The organism is Flavonifractor sp. An9 (assembly GCF_002161245.1).
Classification (GTDB): domain Bacteria; phylum Bacillota; class Clostridia; order Oscillospirales; family Oscillospiraceae; genus Flavonifractor; species Flavonifractor avicola.
On the sequence record NZ_NFHC01000014.1, the window covers coordinates 51,793 to 70,394 of the forward strand.

The 18,602-nt window shown below is 57.8% G+C and carries 16 protein-coding genes; 11 read left to right on the plus strand and 5 right to left on the minus strand.

Annotated features, from left to right (window positions below):
- Positions 1 to 13: 13 nt before the first annotated feature.
- Genes B5G40_RS10180 through B5G40_RS10190 form a run of 3 tightly spaced genes read left to right on the plus strand, consistent with a single transcriptional unit; the run spans position 14 to position 3,976 of the window.
- Positions 14 to 448: a MarR family winged helix-turn-helix transcriptional regulator gene (locus B5G40_RS10180; protein ID WP_087266671.1), complete on the plus strand. Its 435-nt coding sequence runs from the start codon at positions 14 to 16 to the stop codon at positions 446 to 448.
- Entirely contained in the window at positions 445 to 2,181 is a 1,737-nt protein-coding gene (locus B5G40_RS10185; RefSeq protein WP_087399531.1) for an ABC transporter ATP-binding protein, read from the plus strand. The genes B5G40_RS10180 and B5G40_RS10185 overlap by 4 nt, the downstream gene beginning before the upstream one ends.
- Complete coding sequence (locus B5G40_RS10190) at positions 2,174 to 3,976, plus strand: ABC transporter ATP-binding protein (protein WP_087399532.1); 1,803 nt, start codon at positions 2,174 to 2,176, stop codon at positions 3,974 to 3,976. Before B5G40_RS10185 ends, B5G40_RS10190 begins: the two co-directional genes overlap by 8 nt.
- A gap of 46 nt (positions 3,977 to 4,022) precedes the next feature.
- Here the strand turns inward: B5G40_RS10190 and B5G40_RS10195 are convergent, their stop codons facing one another.
- The 5 genes from B5G40_RS10195 to B5G40_RS10210 form a co-directional block, all read right to left on the minus strand.
- On the minus strand, positions 4,023 to 6,164 hold the full coding sequence (locus B5G40_RS10195; RefSeq protein WP_343286732.1) for a sodium-translocating pyrophosphatase: 2,142 nt from the start codon (positions 6,162 to 6,164) through the stop codon (positions 4,023 to 4,025).
- Between the two features lie 132 nt (positions 6,165 to 6,296).
- Positions 6,297 to 7,733 carry a TrkH family potassium uptake protein gene (locus B5G40_RS10200; protein WP_087188965.1) on the minus strand — a complete coding sequence of 479 codons (1,437 nt, stop codon included), beginning with the start codon at positions 7,731 to 7,733 and terminating at the stop codon, positions 6,297 to 6,299.
- Positions 7,730 to 9,121, minus strand: coding sequence for a Trk system potassium transporter TrkA (gene trkA / locus B5G40_RS10205; protein WP_087399534.1), 1,392 nt, complete (start codon positions 9,119 to 9,121; stop codon positions 7,730 to 7,732). The genes B5G40_RS10200 and trkA overlap by 4 nt, the downstream gene beginning before the upstream one ends.
- Before the next feature lie 53 nt (positions 9,122 to 9,174).
- Positions 9,175 to 9,363, minus strand: a complete 189-nt coding sequence (locus B5G40_RS16665) for a hypothetical protein (RefSeq protein ID WP_143383219.1) — start codon at positions 9,361 to 9,363, stop codon at positions 9,175 to 9,177.
- On the minus strand, positions 9,351 to 10,040 hold the full coding sequence (locus tag B5G40_RS10210; protein ID WP_087326574.1) for a hypothetical protein: 690 nt from the start codon (positions 10,038 to 10,040) through the stop codon (positions 9,351 to 9,353). Before B5G40_RS10210 ends, B5G40_RS16665 begins: the two co-directional genes overlap by 13 nt.
- 248 nt (positions 10,041 to 10,288) lie before the next feature.
- Between B5G40_RS10210 and udp the strand changes: the two genes are divergently transcribed.
- The 8 genes from udp to B5G40_RS10245 all read left to right on the plus strand — a co-directional run bounded on the left by udp (position 10,289) and on the right by B5G40_RS10245 (position 18,579).
- Positions 10,289 to 11,059 carry a uridine phosphorylase gene (udp, locus tag B5G40_RS10215; RefSeq protein WP_087266660.1) on the plus strand — a complete coding sequence of 257 codons (771 nt, stop codon included), beginning with the start codon at positions 10,289 to 10,291 and terminating at the stop codon, positions 11,057 to 11,059.
- 224 nt (positions 11,060 to 11,283) lie between these two features.
- Positions 11,284 to 11,718, plus strand: a complete 435-nt coding sequence (locus B5G40_RS10220) for a MarR family winged helix-turn-helix transcriptional regulator (protein ID WP_242955454.1) — start codon at positions 11,284 to 11,286, stop codon at positions 11,716 to 11,718.
- A gap of 78 nt (positions 11,719 to 11,796) precedes the next feature.
- Positions 11,797 to 13,539, plus strand: coding sequence for an ABC transporter ATP-binding protein (locus tag B5G40_RS10225; RefSeq protein ID WP_087399535.1), 1,743 nt, complete (start codon positions 11,797 to 11,799; stop codon positions 13,537 to 13,539).
- Positions 13,529 to 15,418: an ABC transporter ATP-binding protein gene (locus B5G40_RS10230; RefSeq protein ID WP_164496948.1), complete on the plus strand. Its 1,890-nt coding sequence runs from the start codon at positions 13,529 to 13,531 to the stop codon at positions 15,416 to 15,418. Before B5G40_RS10225 ends, B5G40_RS10230 begins: the two co-directional genes overlap by 11 nt.
- A gap of 176 nt (positions 15,419 to 15,594) precedes the next feature.
- Positions 15,595 to 15,741 (plus strand): hypothetical protein, encoded by a 147-nt coding sequence (locus B5G40_RS16900; protein WP_158094694.1) that lies wholly within the window; start codon positions 15,595 to 15,597, stop codon positions 15,739 to 15,741.
- A 105-nt stretch (positions 15,742 to 15,846) separates the two neighbouring features.
- Positions 15,847 to 16,389, plus strand: coding sequence for a hypothetical protein (locus B5G40_RS10235; protein WP_087399536.1), 543 nt, complete (start codon positions 15,847 to 15,849; stop codon positions 16,387 to 16,389).
- A 61-nt stretch (positions 16,390 to 16,450) separates the two neighbouring features.
- A complete protein-coding gene (locus B5G40_RS10240) occupies positions 16,451 to 16,864 on the plus strand; it encodes a Mini-ribonuclease 3 (protein WP_087399537.1) in 414 nt (137 codons plus the stop codon).
- The gene (locus B5G40_RS10245; protein WP_087399538.1) at positions 16,855 to 18,579 is read left to right on the plus strand and encodes an Rqc2 family fibronectin-binding protein; all 1,725 of its coding nucleotides are present in this window, start codon (positions 16,855 to 16,857) and stop codon (positions 18,577 to 18,579) included. Before B5G40_RS10240 ends, B5G40_RS10245 begins: the two co-directional genes overlap by 10 nt.
- Positions 18,580 to 18,602: the final 23 nt, after the last annotated feature.

The following is an 18,602-nucleotide window of genomic DNA, read 5'->3' on the forward strand; positions in this document are numbered from 1 at the left end:
GGAAGGTGAGTGGATGGAAAAGACATTCCATATGCTGCTCTACCGGGCTTTTCATGCCCAGCGGGGGGCGCTGCGTCCCTGCCTGGCGGAGGTAGGACTGGGAACCGGTCAGCCCAAACTGCTGGGCTATCTCAGCCAGCATGGTCCCAGCCGCCAGCGTCAGCTGGCCGACTACTTTGAGATCGATCCGGCGGCGGTATGCCGGATGCTGGACAGCCTGGAAAAGGGTGGCTTCGTGACCCGATGCGGGGATGGGCAGGACAAGCGCCGAGACCGAATCGAGATCACTCCTGCTGGTCAGACGGCCTATGATGCCTGGCGGACCTGCTGCCGTACTATGGAGGAACGGATGCTGGCGGGGTTTACACCGGAAGAGCAGGAGCGGTTTGCCGACTATCTGAGTCGGGCGTACCGCAATCTGAAGACAGCAGGGGAGGGACGGTCATGAAAGAACTGAAACGCCTGCTGTCCTATTTGGGCCCCTACCGCCGGGACCTGTTTCTGGGCGGATTGTTGGTGTTGGTGGAGACGGCTTTTGAGCTGGTGATTCCCGTGCTGATGGCCGACCTCATTGACGTGGGAGTAGAGAACCGGGATCTGAATTATATTGTGGTCAAGGGTGTACAGATGGGCGTATGTGCTGTACTGGCTTTGATCACCGGCCTGCTGTATGCTCGGTTTGCCGCCCGGGCGGCCTACGGTTGGGGCGCCCGCATCCGGGAGGCCCAGTATGAGCGGGTGCAGGACTACGCCTTTTCCAACCTGGACCGATTTGAAAGTTCTTCTCTGGTTACCCGTATGACCACTGATGTGACGGTGCTGCAAAATGCCATCAACGGCGGACTGCGGCCTCTGGTGAGAAGTCCGGTGATGCTGGTGATGGGATTAGGATTGTCCTTCTGGATGAATGCCCGGCTGGCCCTGATTTTTGTGGTGACTGCCCCCATTCTGGCGCTCATCCTCTTTTTTGTGGTGCGCAAGGTGGCGCCCATGTACGGCAGGCTTCAGAAGGCCATGGATAAGCTGAACAATGTGGTTCAGGAGGGGCTTACTGCCATCCGGGCGGTAAAAGCTTTTGTGCGGGGGGAGTATGAGGAGGAGAAGTTCCAGTCGGTCAATGAGGAGCTGATGGCCACAAGTCAGCGGACCTTCCACTTTGCGGTACTCAACCTGCCAGCCTTCCAGTTCACGATGTATACTGCCATCGTGCTCATTCTGTGGTTTGGAGGCGGCATGATCCTGGGGGGCAGTCTCCAGGTGGGGGAGTTGACCGGCTTTCTCAGCTATGTGCTCCAGGTGATGAACTCCTTCATGATGATCTCCAATGTGTTCCTGCTGCTCACCCGATCTCTGGCCAGTGCCCATCGCATTGCAGAGGTATTGGAGGAGAAGCCGGCCCTTGTTTCCCCCGCTCAGCCGGTGGAGGAAGTGCCCGACGGCAGCGTGGACTTTGAGCGTGTTTCCTTCAAGTACCATACCGACGCCAGGGAGTATGCTCTGTCTGGGGTGAACCTGCATATCAGGGCAGGCCAGACTGTGGGTATCCTGGGCGGCACAGGCTCTGCCAAGACTACCCTGGTACAGCTCATTCCCAGGCTGTACGATGCCACGGAAGGTACTGTGCGGGTTGGTGGGCACGATGTAAAGGATTACGATCTGACCGTTCTGCGGGACGCGGTGGGCATCGTGCTCCAGAAAAATGTGCTCTTCTCCGGTACTGTCCGGGAGAACCTGAAGTGGGGCGACCCGGATGCCGACGATGAGGCTCTGTGGGCGGCTTGCCGGGCGGCCTGCGCCGATGAATTTCTGGAGCGAATGCCGGACGGCCTGGATACCGATCTGGGGCAGGGGGGCGTCAACGTCTCCGGCGGCCAGAAGCAGCGGTTATGTATTGCCCGAGCCCTGTTAAAAAAACCAAAGATTTTGATTTTTGACGACTCCACCAGTGCGGTAGATACTGCAACAGAGGGCAAGATCCGGGGAGCTTTGAGCAAGCTTACCGGCGTCACCAAGATTATTATTGCCCAGCGAGTCACCTCGGTGATGCACACCGATCTTATTGTCATCCTGGAGGACGGCAGAATTCATGCCGCCGGCACTCATAGGGAACTGTTGGAGCATGACCCCATTTACCAGGAGATTTACGCATCCCAGATGAAAGGAGGGGAGGAGAATGGCTAGACAGCTCAGCGCAAAAAAGCCCAAGCACCTGGGTTACACCATTCGCGCCCTTCTGTCCTATCTGGGAAGACACAAGTTCCTGCTGCTGGCGGTAGCGGTGTTGGTTACTATCAGTGCTCTGGCCAACCTGCTGGGTACCTATATGATCCGGCCGGTGGTCAATAACCTGGCTACAGGGGGGATGGAAGCCCTGCTGCGAGGGGTGACCCTCACTGCCCTCATCTATCTGGCGGGAGCCCTGGCGGCCTGGGGCTATACCCAGACCATGGTGAAGGCGGCACAGAAGGTACTTTACGATATCCGCCGGGACTTGTTCGCCCATCTCCAGAAGCTGCCCCTCCGCTTCTTCGATACCCGCCGCCATGGCGATGTAATGAGCTATTTCACCAACGACGTGGACACCATTTCGGATGCCCTGAACAACAGCTTCGCTATGGTGATCCAGAGTTTCATTCAGGTAGCAGGTACCCTGACCATGCTCTTCATCCTCAACTGGCGGCTCACCCTGGTGGTAGCGGTATGCTATGTGGTCATGTTTCTCTATATCCGCTACAGCGGAAAGCGAAGCAAGGCCTACTACAACAAGCAGCAGCGGGCGTTGGGTGATCTGGACGGCTATATTGAAGAGATGGTGGCAGGCCAAAAGGTGGTCAAGGTATTTAACCACGAAAAAGCCAACCTGCGGACGTTTCGAGAGAAAAACGAAGCGCTTCGCAAGGCGGGTACCGGTGCTCAGAGCTACGCAGCCACCATGATCCCGGCGGTGGTGAGCATTTCTTATATTAACTATGCCATTGTGGCTGCCCTGGGAGGCTATATGGCCATGGCTGGCATGACCGATGTGGGAAGCCTGGCCAGCTATCTGGTCTTTGTGCGTCAGGCGGCCATGCCTATCAACCAATTTACCCAGCAGACCAACTTCCTGCTGGCTGCCTTGGCTGGCGCCGAGCGGGTTTTTGAGGCTATGGACCAGACCCCGGAGGTGGACGACGGTCAGGTGAGGTTGGAAAAGCGCGACGGGGGCTGGGTTTGGCGCAAGCCTGACGGCTCTGAGGTGCCCTTGCGGGGGGATGTCCGCTTTGAAGGTGTCACCTTTGGTTATGATGCCGGTCACCCCATTCTGAAAGACATCAGCCTCTTTGCCAAGCCTGGCCAGAAGATCGCCTTTGTGGGCTCTACAGGCGCGGGCAAGACCACGATCACCAATCTGATCAACCGCTTCTACGATGTACAAAAGGGGCGGGTGACCTATGACGGCATTGACGTGAAGGACATCCGGAAAGATGATCTGCGGCGATCCCTGGGCATGGTGCTTCAGGATACCCACCTCTTTACCGGAACCATTGCGGATAACATTCGCTTTGGCAAGCTGGATGCCACCATGGAGGAGGTGGAGAAGGCGGCCAAAATCGCCAACGCTGATTCCTTCATCCGCCGCTTGCCCCAGGGCTACGACACTATGGTGACGGCAGACGGAGCCAATCTGTCTCAGGGCCAGCGGCAGCTACTTGCCATTGCCCGGGCGGCAGTGGCTGACCCACCGGTACTCATTCTGGACGAGGCAACCAGCAGCATTGATACCCGCACCGAGGCCCTCATCGAAAAGGGAATGGACCAGTTGATGGAGGGGCGGACGGTGTTTGTGATTGCTCACCGGCTGTCCACGGTCCGTAATGCTGACGCTATTATGGTGCTGGAACAGGGGCAGATTGTGGAGCGGGGCAGCCACGAGGACCTGTTGGCTCAGCAGGGAGAATATTATCAGCTGTACAACGGTATGTTTGAACTAAGCTAAAACCATAAAAAAAGGACGCCGTCAGGCGTCCTTTTTTTATGCTGGATTAGAACAGGTGAATGGTGGTGATCAGGCCGGAGAACACGATGGAAACGGTGGAGCACAGCTTGATCAGGATGTTCAGAGAGGGGCCGGAGGTGTCCTTGAAGGGGTCGCCCACGGTGTCGCCGATCACGGCGGCCTTGTGGCAATCGGAACCCTTGCCGCCGTGGTGGCCGGCCTCAATGTACTTCTTGGCGTTATCCCAAGCGCCGCCAGCGTTGGACATGAACACGGCAACCACGAAGCCGGTGACGGTAACGCCGCCCAGCAGGCCCACAACGGCCTCAGCGCCCAGGATCAGGCCCACGATGACGGGAACGATAATGGCCAGCAGGGAGGGGATAACCATCTCATGCAGAGCGCCCTTGGTGCACAGGTCCACGCAGGACGCGTAGTCGGGATCAGCCTTGCCTTCCATGATGCCGGAGATCTCACGGAACTGACGGCGAACCTCCACCACGATGGACTGGGCGGCACGCTGCACGCCGCTCATGGTGAGGGCGGCGAAGATGAAGGTAAGCATGGCGCCCACGAACAGACCCACCAGCACGGCGGGGTTGGTGAGGGACAGGTCCATGGCGTGGTCCAGCTTGCCCTTGACCACGTCTACATAGGAGACCAGCAGAGCCAGAGCGGTGAGGGCGGCAGAGCCGATGGCGAAGCCCTTACCGGTGGCGGCGGTGGTGTTGCCCAGGGAGTCCAGAGCGTCGGTACGGTTGCGGACCTCCTCGCCCAGGCCGCTCATCTCGGCGATGCCGCCGGCGTTGTCGGCCACGGGGCCGTAGGCGTCGGTGGCCAGGGTGATGCCCAGGGTGGACAGCATACCCACGGCGGCGATACCAATGCCGTACAGGCCCTTGGAGAAGAGCAGCTCATAGTCGGCGCCGCCGGTGGTCAGAGAGCCGCCGGAGGCCAGGAAGGAGACGATGATAGCGATGCCGATGATGATAATGGGAGCGGCGGTGGAGAGCATACCCAGGGAAATACCGCCGATGATGGTGGTAGCGGCGCCGGTCTCAGTGGAGTCGGCCAGGCCCTGGGTGGGCTTGTAGGTGTCGGAGGTGTAGTACTCGGTGAAGTAACCAATGGCGCAGCCAGCCACCAGACCGGCCAGGATGGAGATGTAGGGGCCCCAGGAACCCATGATGAAGTAGGTGATGGGGGCGGCGGCGATTGCGGCCAGAACAGCAGCGGTGTAGGTGCCCTTACGCAGGGTGGCCAGCAGGGACTTCTGGGTGGCGTTCTCCTTGGTGCGGATCAGGAAGCTGCCCAGCACGGAGCAGATCACGCCCACCACGGCGATAACCAGGGGCAGCAGCATGGCGTTCCAGGTCATGTTGTCGCTGGCATAAGCGGCAGCACCCAGAGCGAAGGTAGCCAGAATGGAACCCACGTAGGACTCGTACAGGTCGGCACCCATGCCGGCCACGTCGCCCACGTTGTCGCCCACGTTGTCGGCGATGGTAGCGGGGTTACGGGGGTCATCCTCGGGGATACCGGCCTCAACCTTACCCACCAGGTCGGCGCCCACGTCGGCGGCCTTGGTGAAGATACCGCCGCCCACGCGGCCGAACAGAGCCATAAAGGAGGCGCCCATGCCGAACATAACCATGGTCTGGGCGATCTTGGCGGCTTCAAAGTGAGCAATGTACTTCAGGATGTGGAACCAGATGGACACGTCCAGCAGGCCAAGACCCACCACGGTGAAGCCCATGACGGCGCCGGAGGAGAAAGCCACGTTGAGGCCCCGGTTCAGGCTTTCATGAGCGGCGTTGGCGGTACGGGCGTTGGCGGAGGTGGCGATCTTCATGCCAATAAAACCAGCCAGGCCGGAATAGATACCGCCGGTGAGGAAGGCGAAGGGGATAAACCAGTTATCCAGCATACCCACTCCTGCCAGAATAAGTAAAATCACGAAGACTACAATAAAGATCTTTGCGACAGTGGTATACTGGCGCTTAAGGTAAGCGTTAGCGCCTTTGCGGATAGAGGCGGCGAGCTTTTGCATTAGTTCAGTGCCTTCGGAAAACTTTAGCACCTTCCTTGCTTGGGCTACGGCGAAGATTAGCGCGATAAAAGCGCCTACTAGACCGAGCCAAAAGAGGTTTTCGATCATCTTACCCAACTCCTTTAATTCGGAAACCATTGTAGCGCAAGGGTTTCCGGTTTTACAGACAACATTATAATACCTCAAAATACATCCGTTTGGCAAGAGTATTCAAAAAAGAAAGCGTCAAATCCGAGGATTTGACGCTTTGGACAAAAACGAATGGACAGTTTAAGACCGTTTCCATGCATTTCCGCTAAAGAGCACCAGAATGGGCAAAACCTCAAGGCGGCCCACGATCATGCACAGGGAAAGCACCAGTTTGGAGAAGCCGGAGAAGAAAGCGTAGTTGCCCATGGGGCCTACCAATTCCAGACCGGGACCGATGTTGCCGATGCAGGAGACCACCGCAGTAAAGGTGGTACCGAAGGAGTTGTTGTCCACAGAGACCAAGAGTGTGGCGCCCAGGGTGATAAAGATATAGGCAGCAAAGAAGATCTGGACGGAACGAAGGGCGGTCTCGTCCACTACACGACCGTCCAGTTTGACCACGTTGACGGCCCGGGGATGGATAACCTGGCGGATCTCCCGCTTGATGCAACGGCCCAGCAGCAGGACACGGGAACACTTGATAGCGCCGCCGGTGGAGCCGGCGCAGGCGCCGATAAACATGAGCAGCACCAGCAGGGTTCTGGAGAACTCCGGCCATAGGTTGAAATCCGTGCTGGCGAAGCCAGTGGTGGAGATGATGGAACCGACCTGGAAGGCGGCATGGCGGATGGATTCTCCGCCGGTGGGGTAAAGATTCCAGATATTGATGGAGATCAGCGTGATACTGGCAAAGACTACGATCAGGAAGAAGCGCAACTCGTCACTTTTCAGTACCTGCTTCACCTTTCCGCAGAGCAGCAAGAAGTAGAGGGAGAAGTTCACGGAGAACAGCAGCATAAAGATCGTAATGATGATCTCAATGGCGGGACTGCCGTAGGCGGCAATGGAGATGTTTCTGGTGGAAAAGCCGCCGGTGCCTGCTGTAGCGAAGGAGTGAACGATGCTGTCATACCAGGGCATCCCGGCGATCTTCAGAATGATGATCTCAATGGCGGTCAGACCGCAGTAGATCCCGTACAGGATCTTGGAGGACTGGCTACTCTTGGGGACCAGCTTGCTGACTACAGGACCGGGACTTTCGGCCCTCATCAGGTGGAGAGTGCGGGACCCCAGACTGGGCAGCAGTGCGATGGTAAGAATAAGCACGCCCATACCGCCCAGCCAGTGGATGAAGGAGCGCCAGAACAGAATGCCGCGGGGCAGCGGCTCCACCGCGGTCAGAATGGATGCGCCGGTGGTGGTAAAGCCGGAGACAGCTTCAAAAAAGCAGTCTATGTAAGAGGAGAAATAGCCGCTGAAATAGAAGGGAAGCGCGCCGAAGGCGCCTACCAGCAGCCAGATCAGTGCCACCGCGAAAAAGCCTTCCCGGGTAAAGAAGTGGTCGTCGCTGGGCAGAAGGGAAAGTGCGAAGCCGATTACCATGACCAGCGGTATGGTGAAGAGAAAGGGGGTGGGGTCCTCCTGATAGATCAGACACACCAGCAGCGGCAGCAGCATGGTGATAGCCTCCACCATCAGGGTCTTTCCGGCTACTTTAAATACCAGTCTGAAGTTCATTGCGCCGCCCCCAGATCCAGCAGAGAGTCCTCGTAAATATCATTGAGGTCCAGAATGCCGTGGTTGCGGGAGATCAGAATCACCGTATCGCCCGCGGAAATGGAACTGGAGCCGTCAGGAATGATGATCTTACCCTGGTGGACCAGCACGGCAATGAGGATGCCCTTTTTCAGCCGCAGATCCTTCAGCGGCACACCCTGATTGTGGGTAGTCTCATTGGCGATGAACTCCAGAGCTTCCGCGTGTCCGTCGCAGATCTTGTACAGGGCGTTCATCACGCTGCCTTTGGAATTCTGCATTCCGCGGACCACCTGAAGAATGTGGCTGGCGGTGATGAGCTTGGGGGAGATCACACTGTCCAGACCGGCGGCATGGGCGATGCTGGCGTAGTTCTGCCGGTTGGACTTGGCCACCACCTTTTTGATACCCTGCTGCATGGCGTAGAGGGAGATGATGATATTGTCCTCGTCCCGGTCGGTGAGGGCAATAAAGGCATCGGAAGCGCTGGCGTTTTCCTCCTCCAGCAGCTCCTGGTCGGTGCCGTCGCCCTGAATAATAAGGGCCTGGGGAAGCACATCGCTGAGGTGACGGCAGCGCTCCGGGTTACGCTCCACGATCTTGACCTGCATTCCCATCTTGAGCAGAATGCTGGTCAGATAATGGGCAATGCGTCCGCCGCCGATGATAAAGGCGGAATGCAGCTTGGAAATGTGCCGTCCCAGCAGGCGGAAGAAGGCGGTCAGGCCGGCGGGCTGACCCACCAGATAGAGCCGGTCGCCTACCCGGGGAATAAAGGTGCCGTCAGGAATGATGACCTCGCCGTCTTCCCGCTCCGCCGCGCACAGGAGCATGGGCAGCTCCCGGATCTTGCTGGTCTGGGCGGACAGAGGCTGGTCGGCCAGGAAGTCTCCCTCCCGCACCCGGAAACCGATCAGCTCCACCCGGCCCCGGCAGAAAGTCTCGATGTTGGCGGCGCCGGGGAAGCGAAGCAGACGGGATATCTCCACGGCGGTGGCGTTTTCGGGATTGATGGCCAGGTCAATGCCCAGCTCCCGCTTCATGCGGGACAGCTCCATGGCATATTCCACATTGCGCACCCGGGCAATGGTGAATTTGGCGCCCAGCTGTTTTGCGGTGAGGCAGCAGACCATGTTGACTTCGTCCAGGCTGGTGGCGGCGATGAGCACATCTGCCGACTCAACACCCGATTCCTTCAGGGCGGAGATGGAGGCGCCGTTGCCCTTGACGCACATCACGTCCAGAGATTCCGAGGCGTGGCGCAGGGCGTCGTCATTGGTGTCGATTACCGTGACGTTGTGCTCCTCCTGAGACAGATGTTCCGCCAGTGTAAAACCAACCTTTCCATCCCCCACAATGATGATCTTCAAGCAATATCCATCCTTTCAGGGATCAGGGTCCCTTTGTAGACGCTCTATATAAATCAGGCGAGAGCGGTCCATTCATGATGTATGATTGTAGCCTCCATCTTAACGCAATCTGTCAGTAGATGCAAGTATTCTTTCATCATTCCGACAAACTTCGGGAAAGCAAAAGAAAGATTTCCCGGACAAAAAATCTGCCGGTCTGTGACCGGCAGATTGGGCGGCGGCAGGATGATTAACTGGTCCATTCGCCGTGGATGATGCCCACCAGGTACCAGTCGTTGTTCCAGATCTCAAAAACCAGCTTGAGAGAGCACCAGTCAAAGCCCTCCAGCGCGGGATCGATACCAGGGAAGTGGTATTCCACAAAACGACCGTTGGGATAGGCATCAGCCACGTTTTCCAGGGCGTTTCCACTGATTAGCACGGTATCAATCCCCATCTGGGGAGCTTCGGTATAGTCGGCGTTAAAAACATAGCGGGCAAAATAGTCCTTGGAGGTGCAGCGGATGGGGGAGCCGGAGCCCACAGCCAGACCCCAGGTGTAGAGCTGTTTATCTTCCGCTAAACCGGCCACCTGATCTTGCGAGAGTACATTGTCGCAGGAATGGTCCACGGTGGAGTAAGGCGTCAGGGTGACCCCCCGCCTGGGATGGACCAGCTGGGAGAGCGCGGAATAATCTTCCTGCTTGAGTGCCTCCAATACCTGACTGGCACGCTCCAGGAGCAGCGTATTGTCGTTGACATCCAGGGGTGGCTCCGTAGGAACAGCGGAGGCGTAGGTATGCTGATTATAGGCGACAGTAGGAATGGAGGAAGAGACAGCAGCGGAGTTATTAGAGGAAGAGAGAGACAGTCCCACCATAGAACCCAGAACCAGTCCGCACAGCAGAGCCAGTACGGTCATTAGGGCTGCCCGCTTCACATTCGCCGCCTCCTTTTAAATCGAGATGTCTGCCGGACCAGGTAAAAATGCAGCCTGTCCTTCAGCAGAACTATTCTAAAACGGATGAAACAAAAATACAACAACAAAACGTTACAAAAAGGAGAGATATTTGTGCACCTTGCAAAGGGGAGCAGAAACTGATATAATACAGTACGCTAATCCGTGGACCATACCCTGTCTGATCCGGGGATGAAAGGGATGTATGCGACACCGAGGAGGTATCCGAGATGCATGAACATGAATTGCAGTTCCATATAAAATGTAAGCAGGGCGACGTGGGCCGCTATTGCTTTCTGCCTGGTGATCCGGGCCGCTGCGAGAAGATAGCCGCTTATTTTGATAATCCGGTGAAGATCGGCAGTAATCGGGAATATACCATTTATACCGGCACGCTGTTGGGCGAAAAGGTGAGCGTATGCTCCACCGGCATCGGGGGTCCCTCCGCTGTGATTGCCATGGAGGAGCTACATAACATCGGGGCGGATACCTTTATTCGTGTGGGTACCTGCGGCGGTATTGCTCTGCCGGTCAAAAGCGACGATGTGGTGATTGCTACCGGCGCGGTGCGCCACGAGGGTACCAGCCGGGAGTACGCGCCCATTGAATTCCCCGCTGTGTCCGATTATGAAGTCCAGACTGCTCTGGTCCAGGCGGCCAAGAATCTGGGGAAGCCGTGGCACGCCGGCGTGGTCCAGTGTAAGGACTCTTTCTATGGACAGCACAGTCCGGCCCGGATGCCGGTGGCTCAGGAACTGCTTTATAAGTGGGAGGCCTGGAAGCGCCTTGGGGTTCTTGCCTCTGAGATGGAGTCGGCGGCTTTGTTCTGCTGCGCCGCCGCACTGGGCGTGCGGTGCGGCTCCTGTTTCCATGTGATCTGGAATCAGGAGCGGGAGGCCGCCGGACTGGATCAGACCGAGAGCCACGACCTGTCTGCCGCTCTGGAGGTTGGTATCGAGGCGGTCAAGCTGTTGATCGAGGCCGACAGGGAGAAAAACTGAAAATGCCTGCATCAGGGCCTGCCGCAATATGCGGCGGGCCCTTTTTTGCTGCTGTACAGCGCCCCCAAAACGGGTATGTTTGTCTGACAATATACCGGATATCGTAGCAAATTCGGTAACAGAATTACGGGGAGATCAACTTATGTGTTTTGTTAATGTTGTGCATTGACAACTGTTAGCAGACAAACTAAACTAAACATAGTACAGAAAAAGGAGATGACGTGATGCGGCAGGAGCGCCATGTGGGCTATGAGATCAAAGCCCTGTCCAATCTGCTGCGGCGAAAGGTTTTGGAGATGACCTGCACACCGGAAGGAGACGATTTTACCGAGATGCAGGTGAAGCTGCTGGGGTTTTTGTGTCATAACCGGGACCAGGAGATCTGCCAAAAGGATATTGAGGAAGCCTTCTATATCCGGCGGTCTACGGCATCCCGGCTGCTCAAGCGGCTGGAGGCTCAGGGCTTTATCGTGCGGCAGTCAGTGGAACGGGACGCCCGGCTCAAGCGGGTGACCACCACTGCCAAGGCGGATGCGCTCCATCAGGAGATCATCGATCGGATCAACAGTGTGGAAGACCTGTTGACCCAGGGGCTGAGTCAGGCGGAGGTGGAGCAATTCCTCAGCACGGTGGAAAAACTGAAGCAGAATCTGATGTAAGCCGTCCGTGTGGCGGCTTACAGTGCGTCATTCCTGCGTAGACTGTGGTTTACGCGCAAATCCTAAGGAGGGAACCCTATGAAGAAGAAACGCGGCTTAATCAGCTGCATTGGGGAATTCAAGACGGCTACCATCCTTACACCCATCTTCGTGATCGGAGAGGTGGCCTTCGATGTACTGATTCCCATGATGACCGGCAAGCTGCTGGATGAAGGCGTCAGAGCGGGCAATATGAGCCGGATCATTCAGTATGGCCTGCTGGTTGTGGCCATGGCATTGATGGCACTGCTGTTGGGCGGCCTGTCCGGCCGGTTCGCGGCCCGGGCCTCCACCGGCTTCTCCCGCAATCTGCGCCGTGAGATGTACCAGAACGTACAGAAGTTTTCCTTTTCCAATATCGATAAATTCTCCACCGGCGGTATCATTACCCGTCTGACCACTGATGTGACCAACGTGCAGATGGCCTTTATGATGATTATCCGTATTGCGGTGCGCTGCCCCATTATGCTAATCTGCGCCTGGTTCCTTACCTTTACCCTCAATCCCAAGCTGGCGCTGATCTTCTTGGTGGTCATTCCTATTCTGGCAGCGGGTATTCTGCTCATTATGAAATCGGCCCACCCTGTCTTCGAGCGTGTGTTCAAGAAGTATGACTGGCTGAACAACGTGGTGGAGGAGAACCTGCTGGGCATCCGTGTTGTGAAGTCCTTTGTGCGGGAGGATCATGAGAAGGAGAAGTTCGGCAAGGTGTCCAATGAGATCTATATGGACTTCTCCAAGGCGGAAAAGATCGTGGCATTCAATATGCCGCTGATGCAGATCTGTGTCTACGCCTGTATGCTCACTGTGTCCTGGATTGGCGCCAACCTGGTGGTGGGCGGCGAGCTGACCACCGGACAGCTGACCAGTATGTTCAGCTACATCATGATGATCCTCATGAGCCTGATGATGCTGTCCATGGTGCTGATGATGATCATTCTGGCCCGGGCTTCTGCCGAGCGAATCGTGGAACTGCTCAACGAGGAGAGCGACCTGAAGAACGGCCCCGATCCCATCCATGAGGTGAAGGACGGTTCCGTGGTCTTTGAGAACGTCAGCTTCAGCTACGCCAAGGACCCCACCAAGGAGTGTCTGAAGGACGTGAATCTCACCATCAAGTCCGGCGAGACCGTGGGCATTCTGGGTGGTACCGGTACCTCCAAGACCACCCTGGTCCAGCTGATCCCCCGTCTGTACGATGCCACTGAGGGCCGCGTGCTGGTAGGCGGCGTGGATGTGCGGGACTACGATATGGAGGCTCTGCGTGAGCAGGTGGCCATGGTGCTCCAGAAGAACGTGCTTTTCTCCGGTACTATTAAGGAGAATCTGCGCTGGGGCAACAAGGAGGCCACCGACGAAGAGATGGTCCGGGTGTGTAAGCTGGCCCAGGCTGATCCCTTTATCCAGGAGTTCCCAGACAAGTACGATACCCACATCGAGCAGGGCGGTTCCAACGTGTCCGGTGGCCAGAAGCAGCGCCTGTGTATTGCCCGGGCTCTGCTGAAGAAGCCCAAGATCCTCATTCTGGATGACTCCACCTCTGCAGTGGACACCAAGACCGACGCCCTGATCCGCAAGGCGTTCCGGGAGGAGATCCCCGACACCACCAAGTTCATCATTGCCCAGCGTATCTCCTCCATTGAGGACGCCGACAAAATCCTGGTGATGGACGGCGGCAAGATCTCCGCCATGGGTACCCATGAGGAACTGCTCAAGACCTGCGAAATTTACCGCGAGATTTATGAATCCCAGACCAAAGGAGGCGGCGAAGATGAAACCTGATATGAGACAGAAGCCTCCTGTGAACCGCTCCCGCACGATACGCCGCCTGATGCAGTACGTCAAGCGGGGATACGGGTTCCGGTTCCTGCTGGTGTTGGTATGCATCCTGATCAGCGCCATCGCCTCGGTGTCCGGCTCACTATTTTTGGGCTCCCTCATCGACGTGTATATCACCGATCTGCTGGCCATGGATAACCCGGTGTTTGACGGCCTGCTCCATGCCCTTATTCTCATGGGCTGCCTCTATCTTGCCGGTGCCCTGTGTGCCCTTGCCTACAACCGTCTGATGGTTACCATCTCTCAAGGCGTACAGAAAAAGATCCGGGATGATCTGTTCAGCCATATGCAGTCCCTGCCCATCAAGTATTTTGATACCCACGCTCACGGCGACGTGATGAGTGTATACACCAACGACGTGGATACCCTCCGTCAGATGTTTTCCCAGAGCATCCCCCAGGTCATCAACTCTCTGATGATGATTGTGGTGGCCTTTGTGGGCATGATCTTCACCAATTTGCTGCTTACCGGCGTGGTAATTCTTTGCATCATCGGTATGCTGCTGGTGACCCGGTTCCTGGCCAGCCGCAGCGGTCGCTACTTCATTCGCCAGCAGGTGAAGCTGGGCGATCTGAACGGCTATATTGAAGAGATGATCAACGGCCAGAAGGTAGTCAAGGTTTTCTGTCACGAGGAGGAGGCCCAGGAGGGCTTTGATAAGGTGAATGACGCTCTCTTCGAGAGCGCCGACAAGGCTAACAAGTACGCCAACATTCTTATGCCTATCCTGATCAATATCGGCAATGCCCAGTATGTCATCATCGCCATGGCCGGCGGTGCTCTGGCCCTCAGCGGCATTGGCCCCGGCATCACCTTGGGCGTCATCGCTACCTTCCTCCAGCTGTCCAAGAGCTTGTCCAACCCCATCAGCCAGATCTCCCAGCAGATCAACTCGGTGGTCATGGCTCTGGCCGGCGCCCAGCGTATCTTTGATCTGATGGATGAGCCTGCCGAGGAGGACCACGGCACCGTGACTCTGGTGAATGTGGCCTTCGACAAGGATGGTACCCTCCATGAGACCGACGAGCATACCAACCTGTGGGCCTGGAAGGTACCTCAGGAGGACGGTTCCTTCCAGTATGTGAAGCTGGCCGGCGATGTGCGCTTTGATCATGTGGACTTTGCCTACGAGGAGGGCAAGACCATCCTCCACGACATCAGCCTCTTTGCCAAGCCTGGCCAGAAGCTGGCCTTCGTGGGCGCCACCGGCGCAGGCAAGACCACCATTACCAACCTGATTAACCGCTTCTATGACATTGCCGACGGCAAGATCCACTACGATGGCATCTCCATCAACGACATCAAGAAGCCCGATCTGCGCCGCTCTCTGGGCATCGTGCTTCAGGATACCAACCTGTTTACCGGTACCGTCCGGGAGAACATCCGCTACGGCAACCTGAACGCCACCGATGAAGAGGTGGAGGCCGCCGCTGTGTTAGCCAATGCTGACGACTTCATCCGGCGGCTGCCTCAGGGATACGATACCATGCTGACCGGCAACGGTGCCAACCTGTCCCAGGGCCAGCGGCAGCTCATTGCCATTGCCCGGGCCGCTGTGGCCGATCCCCCGGTGATGATTTTGGATGAGGCCACCTCTTCCATCGATACCCGTACCGAGGCTATCGTCCAGCAGGGCATGGACTCCCTGATGTGCGGGCGAACCGTCTTTGTCATTGCCCACCGCCTGTCTACCGTACGCAACTCCGACGCCATTATGGTGCTGGACCACGGCCGTATTGTGGAGCGGGGCGATCACGAGGACCTGATCGCGCAGCATGGCCTCTACTATCAGCTATACACCGGCGCTTTTGAGCTGGAGTAAGTAAAACCTTCGCTTTGCGGCGGGCCGCCCCGGTATGACCGGGGCGGCCCGCTATTTTTCCATGCAGTACGCACCACCTCCGGAGCGCGGCATAGTATGGAATGAGACCGGGCCGGACAGCGGGAAGCTCCGCCGCCAGCTCCAGGTTTCTAACATTTAAACCGGGAGGTACTTCTATGATGGGGTGCAACAATGGTTGTGGCTGTGGCTTTGGCGGCGGTAGCTGCCTGTGGATCATTCTGATCATCATCCTGCTGTGCTGCTGCTGCGGTGGCGGTAATAGCTGCGGCAACAACTGCGGCTGCGGAAACAGCTGCTGCTGAGTCCATACCCATAGAAAAAACCGGGGGGATGCCTTGTCTGGCATCCCCCCGGTTCGTCTGTCTGGTCCCCGGAGCGCATAGAATGGCAGAAAGGGGGGACGGGGTATGGAGCGGCGGTTTTCACTGTGGGAGGGCCGGGGCTGGCTCACGGTGCGGGAGGAGCAGAACCGGGCGGTGTGTGCCGCACAGTTGCCTAACGACGGCAAAGGACTGTACAAGTGCTGGCTTACCGGAGGGGGAGGAAAAGCCCTGCTGGGCACCTTTGTGCCCCAGGGCAGTGTCCTGTGGTTGGAGCGTACCTTGACGATCAGCGAGCTGGAGCGGCAGGGTGCCTGGCCGCCGGAGGGCGGTCAGGCGGTACTGGCATTCTCTTTTGACGGGGCAGAGAAGCTTCCGGCAGGGTGGCAGCGGGAAGACAATCCCGGCCGGCTGATGGGGGAGCCGCTGCTGGCCGCTGCCGCCAGAGGTCCGGCCCTGATCCGTCTGGATGAGAATGGTTTTCTCCTGGCCTATCTATATCGGAAGGATCGGCCCTTTCCGCTGACGCCACTGTTTTGTTTTGCACGGCTGGAAACGCTGGAGGGGCGGGACTATCTCTGTTTTCCCTTCCGGCCCGGCGGCTGCCCGCGGTTGGACGATCTGTTGTAATTTCACTGTGTTTGCGCTATACTGACAGAATGAGATCCTATTTACAAATGAGGAATGAACTATGACCGATTATTTTCATCTCAATGCCGGGCCGGAACTGATCCAGGGGATCAGCAGCTTGGGGCTGGCCCATCTGGGGGATGGTGTGTTTGAGCTGATGGTGCGCTCCTGGCTGTGTCTCCACGGCAAGGCCACCTCCAAGGGCCTCCATCGGGCCACTGTTCGCTATGTGGCGGCTCCCGCCCAGGCTAGAGCAGTGGAGAAGATCCTCCCCCTGCTGGAGGAGGCGGAGCAGGACGTGTTCCGCCGGGGCCGCAATACCAGCCCTCACAGTGTGCCCCAGAATGCCAGTCGGGCGGACTACCAGGCTGCTACCGGCCTGGAGGCTCTGTTCGGATGGCTGTGGCTTCAGGGTCGCACCGACCGGCTCAATGAACTGTTTGCCGTAATGATGGAGGAAGAGGAATGCCGTTAGACGCACTGTGCCTGACCGCCGTGGCGGAGGAGCTTCGCCGGGCCGTGGTGGGGGGGAAGATTGACAAGATTTATCAGCCTACCCGGGATGAGATCGTGCTCTTCCTCCGGGGGCAGGGCGAGAATCTGAAGCTGCTGCTCTCCGCCAATCCCGGCCACCCCAGGGCCCACCTCACCACCCTGAACCGGGAGAATCCGGACAAGCCTCCCATGTTCTGTATGCTGCTGCGCAAGCACCTGCTGGGCGGTCGCATTCTGGAGCTGAACCAGCCCCCCCTGGAGCGTATCCTGGACTTCAAGCTGGAGACCATTGACGAACTGGGGGACCGGGTGGAGCGCCGTCTGGTGCTGGAGGCCATGGGCCGCTCCGCCAACCTGATCCTGTTGGACGGGGAGGGGCGCATCATTGACTGTATCCGCCGCATTGACGGCGACCTGTCCAGAGGACAGCGCCAGGTGCTGCCCGGCCTGTTCTATCGGCTCCCTGCTCCGCCTGCCAAGCTGAATCCCTTTACACTGGATGAGGACGGGCTGAGGGCGGCCCTGGATAATCCCATGGGAAAAGAGCCGGAAAAGCTGCTGATGGATACCTTTACTGGCCTTTCACCCCTGATTGCCCGGGAAATCGTGTTCCGGGCCGGAGGGGAGGAGGGCCTGGTTCAGGAGCTGCTCAAGCTGCAAAATATTGTACAGCAAAATGACTTTACAGCCTATCTGCTGATGCGGGAAGGCAAACCGGTGGATTTTTCCTTCCTACCCATCCTCCAGTACGGGCCGGAGACTGAGAGCATCCGCCAGGACAGCTTTTCCACTCTGCTGGACGGCTTCTATGAGCGCCGGGAGGCGGCGGAGCGGGTCAAGCAGCGGGGCCAGGATCTGGTGAAGGCGGTGACCAACGCCCGAGACCGTACCGCCCGCAAGCTGGCCAACCAGGAGAAGGAGCTGACTGCCACCTTTGACCGGGAAAAGCTGCGGGAGCAGGGGGACATCATCACCTCCAATCTCCACCGGATGGAGAAGGGAATGGCGGTGCTCCATGCCCAGAACTTCTACGACCCGGATTATGGCGAGATCGACATCAAACTGGACCCACTGCTCACCCCTCAGCAGAATGCCGCCAAGTATTATAAGGACTACAACAAAGCCAAGAAGGCGGAGGAGATGCTCACCATCCAGATTGAGAAGGGCGAGCGCGAACTGGAGTATCTCAACAGCGTGCTGGAGAACATCCGCCTGGCGGAGGGGGAGCGGGACCTGGGCGAGATTCGCCAGGAGCTCACCGACACCGGCTATCTCCGCCGGGCCAAGACTGCCGCCAAACGGGAGAAGCGGGTGGCGGGCAAGCCCATGGAGTTCCGCTCCACCACCGGCCTACGCATCACTGTGGGCAAGAACAACAGCCAGAACGACCAGCTTACCACCAAGATGGCTTATAAGAGCGACATCTGGCTCCACACCCAGAAGATCCACGGCTCCCACGTGATCCTGTGGCTGGAAGGAGGGGAGGCCGACGCCCAGAGCCTCACCGAGGCGGCCATTCTGGCGGCTACCTTCTCTCAGGCGGGGGACAGCACCCGGGTGCCGGTAGACTACACCCCGGTGAAGTATGTGAAAAAGCCCGCCGGGGCCCGGCCGGGCATGGTGGTGTATACCACCTATCAGACCGCCGTGGTGGACCCGGACCACGAGCTGGCCAAGCGCCTGCGGGTGAAATAACCGGGGACCAGGAGGAGATCATA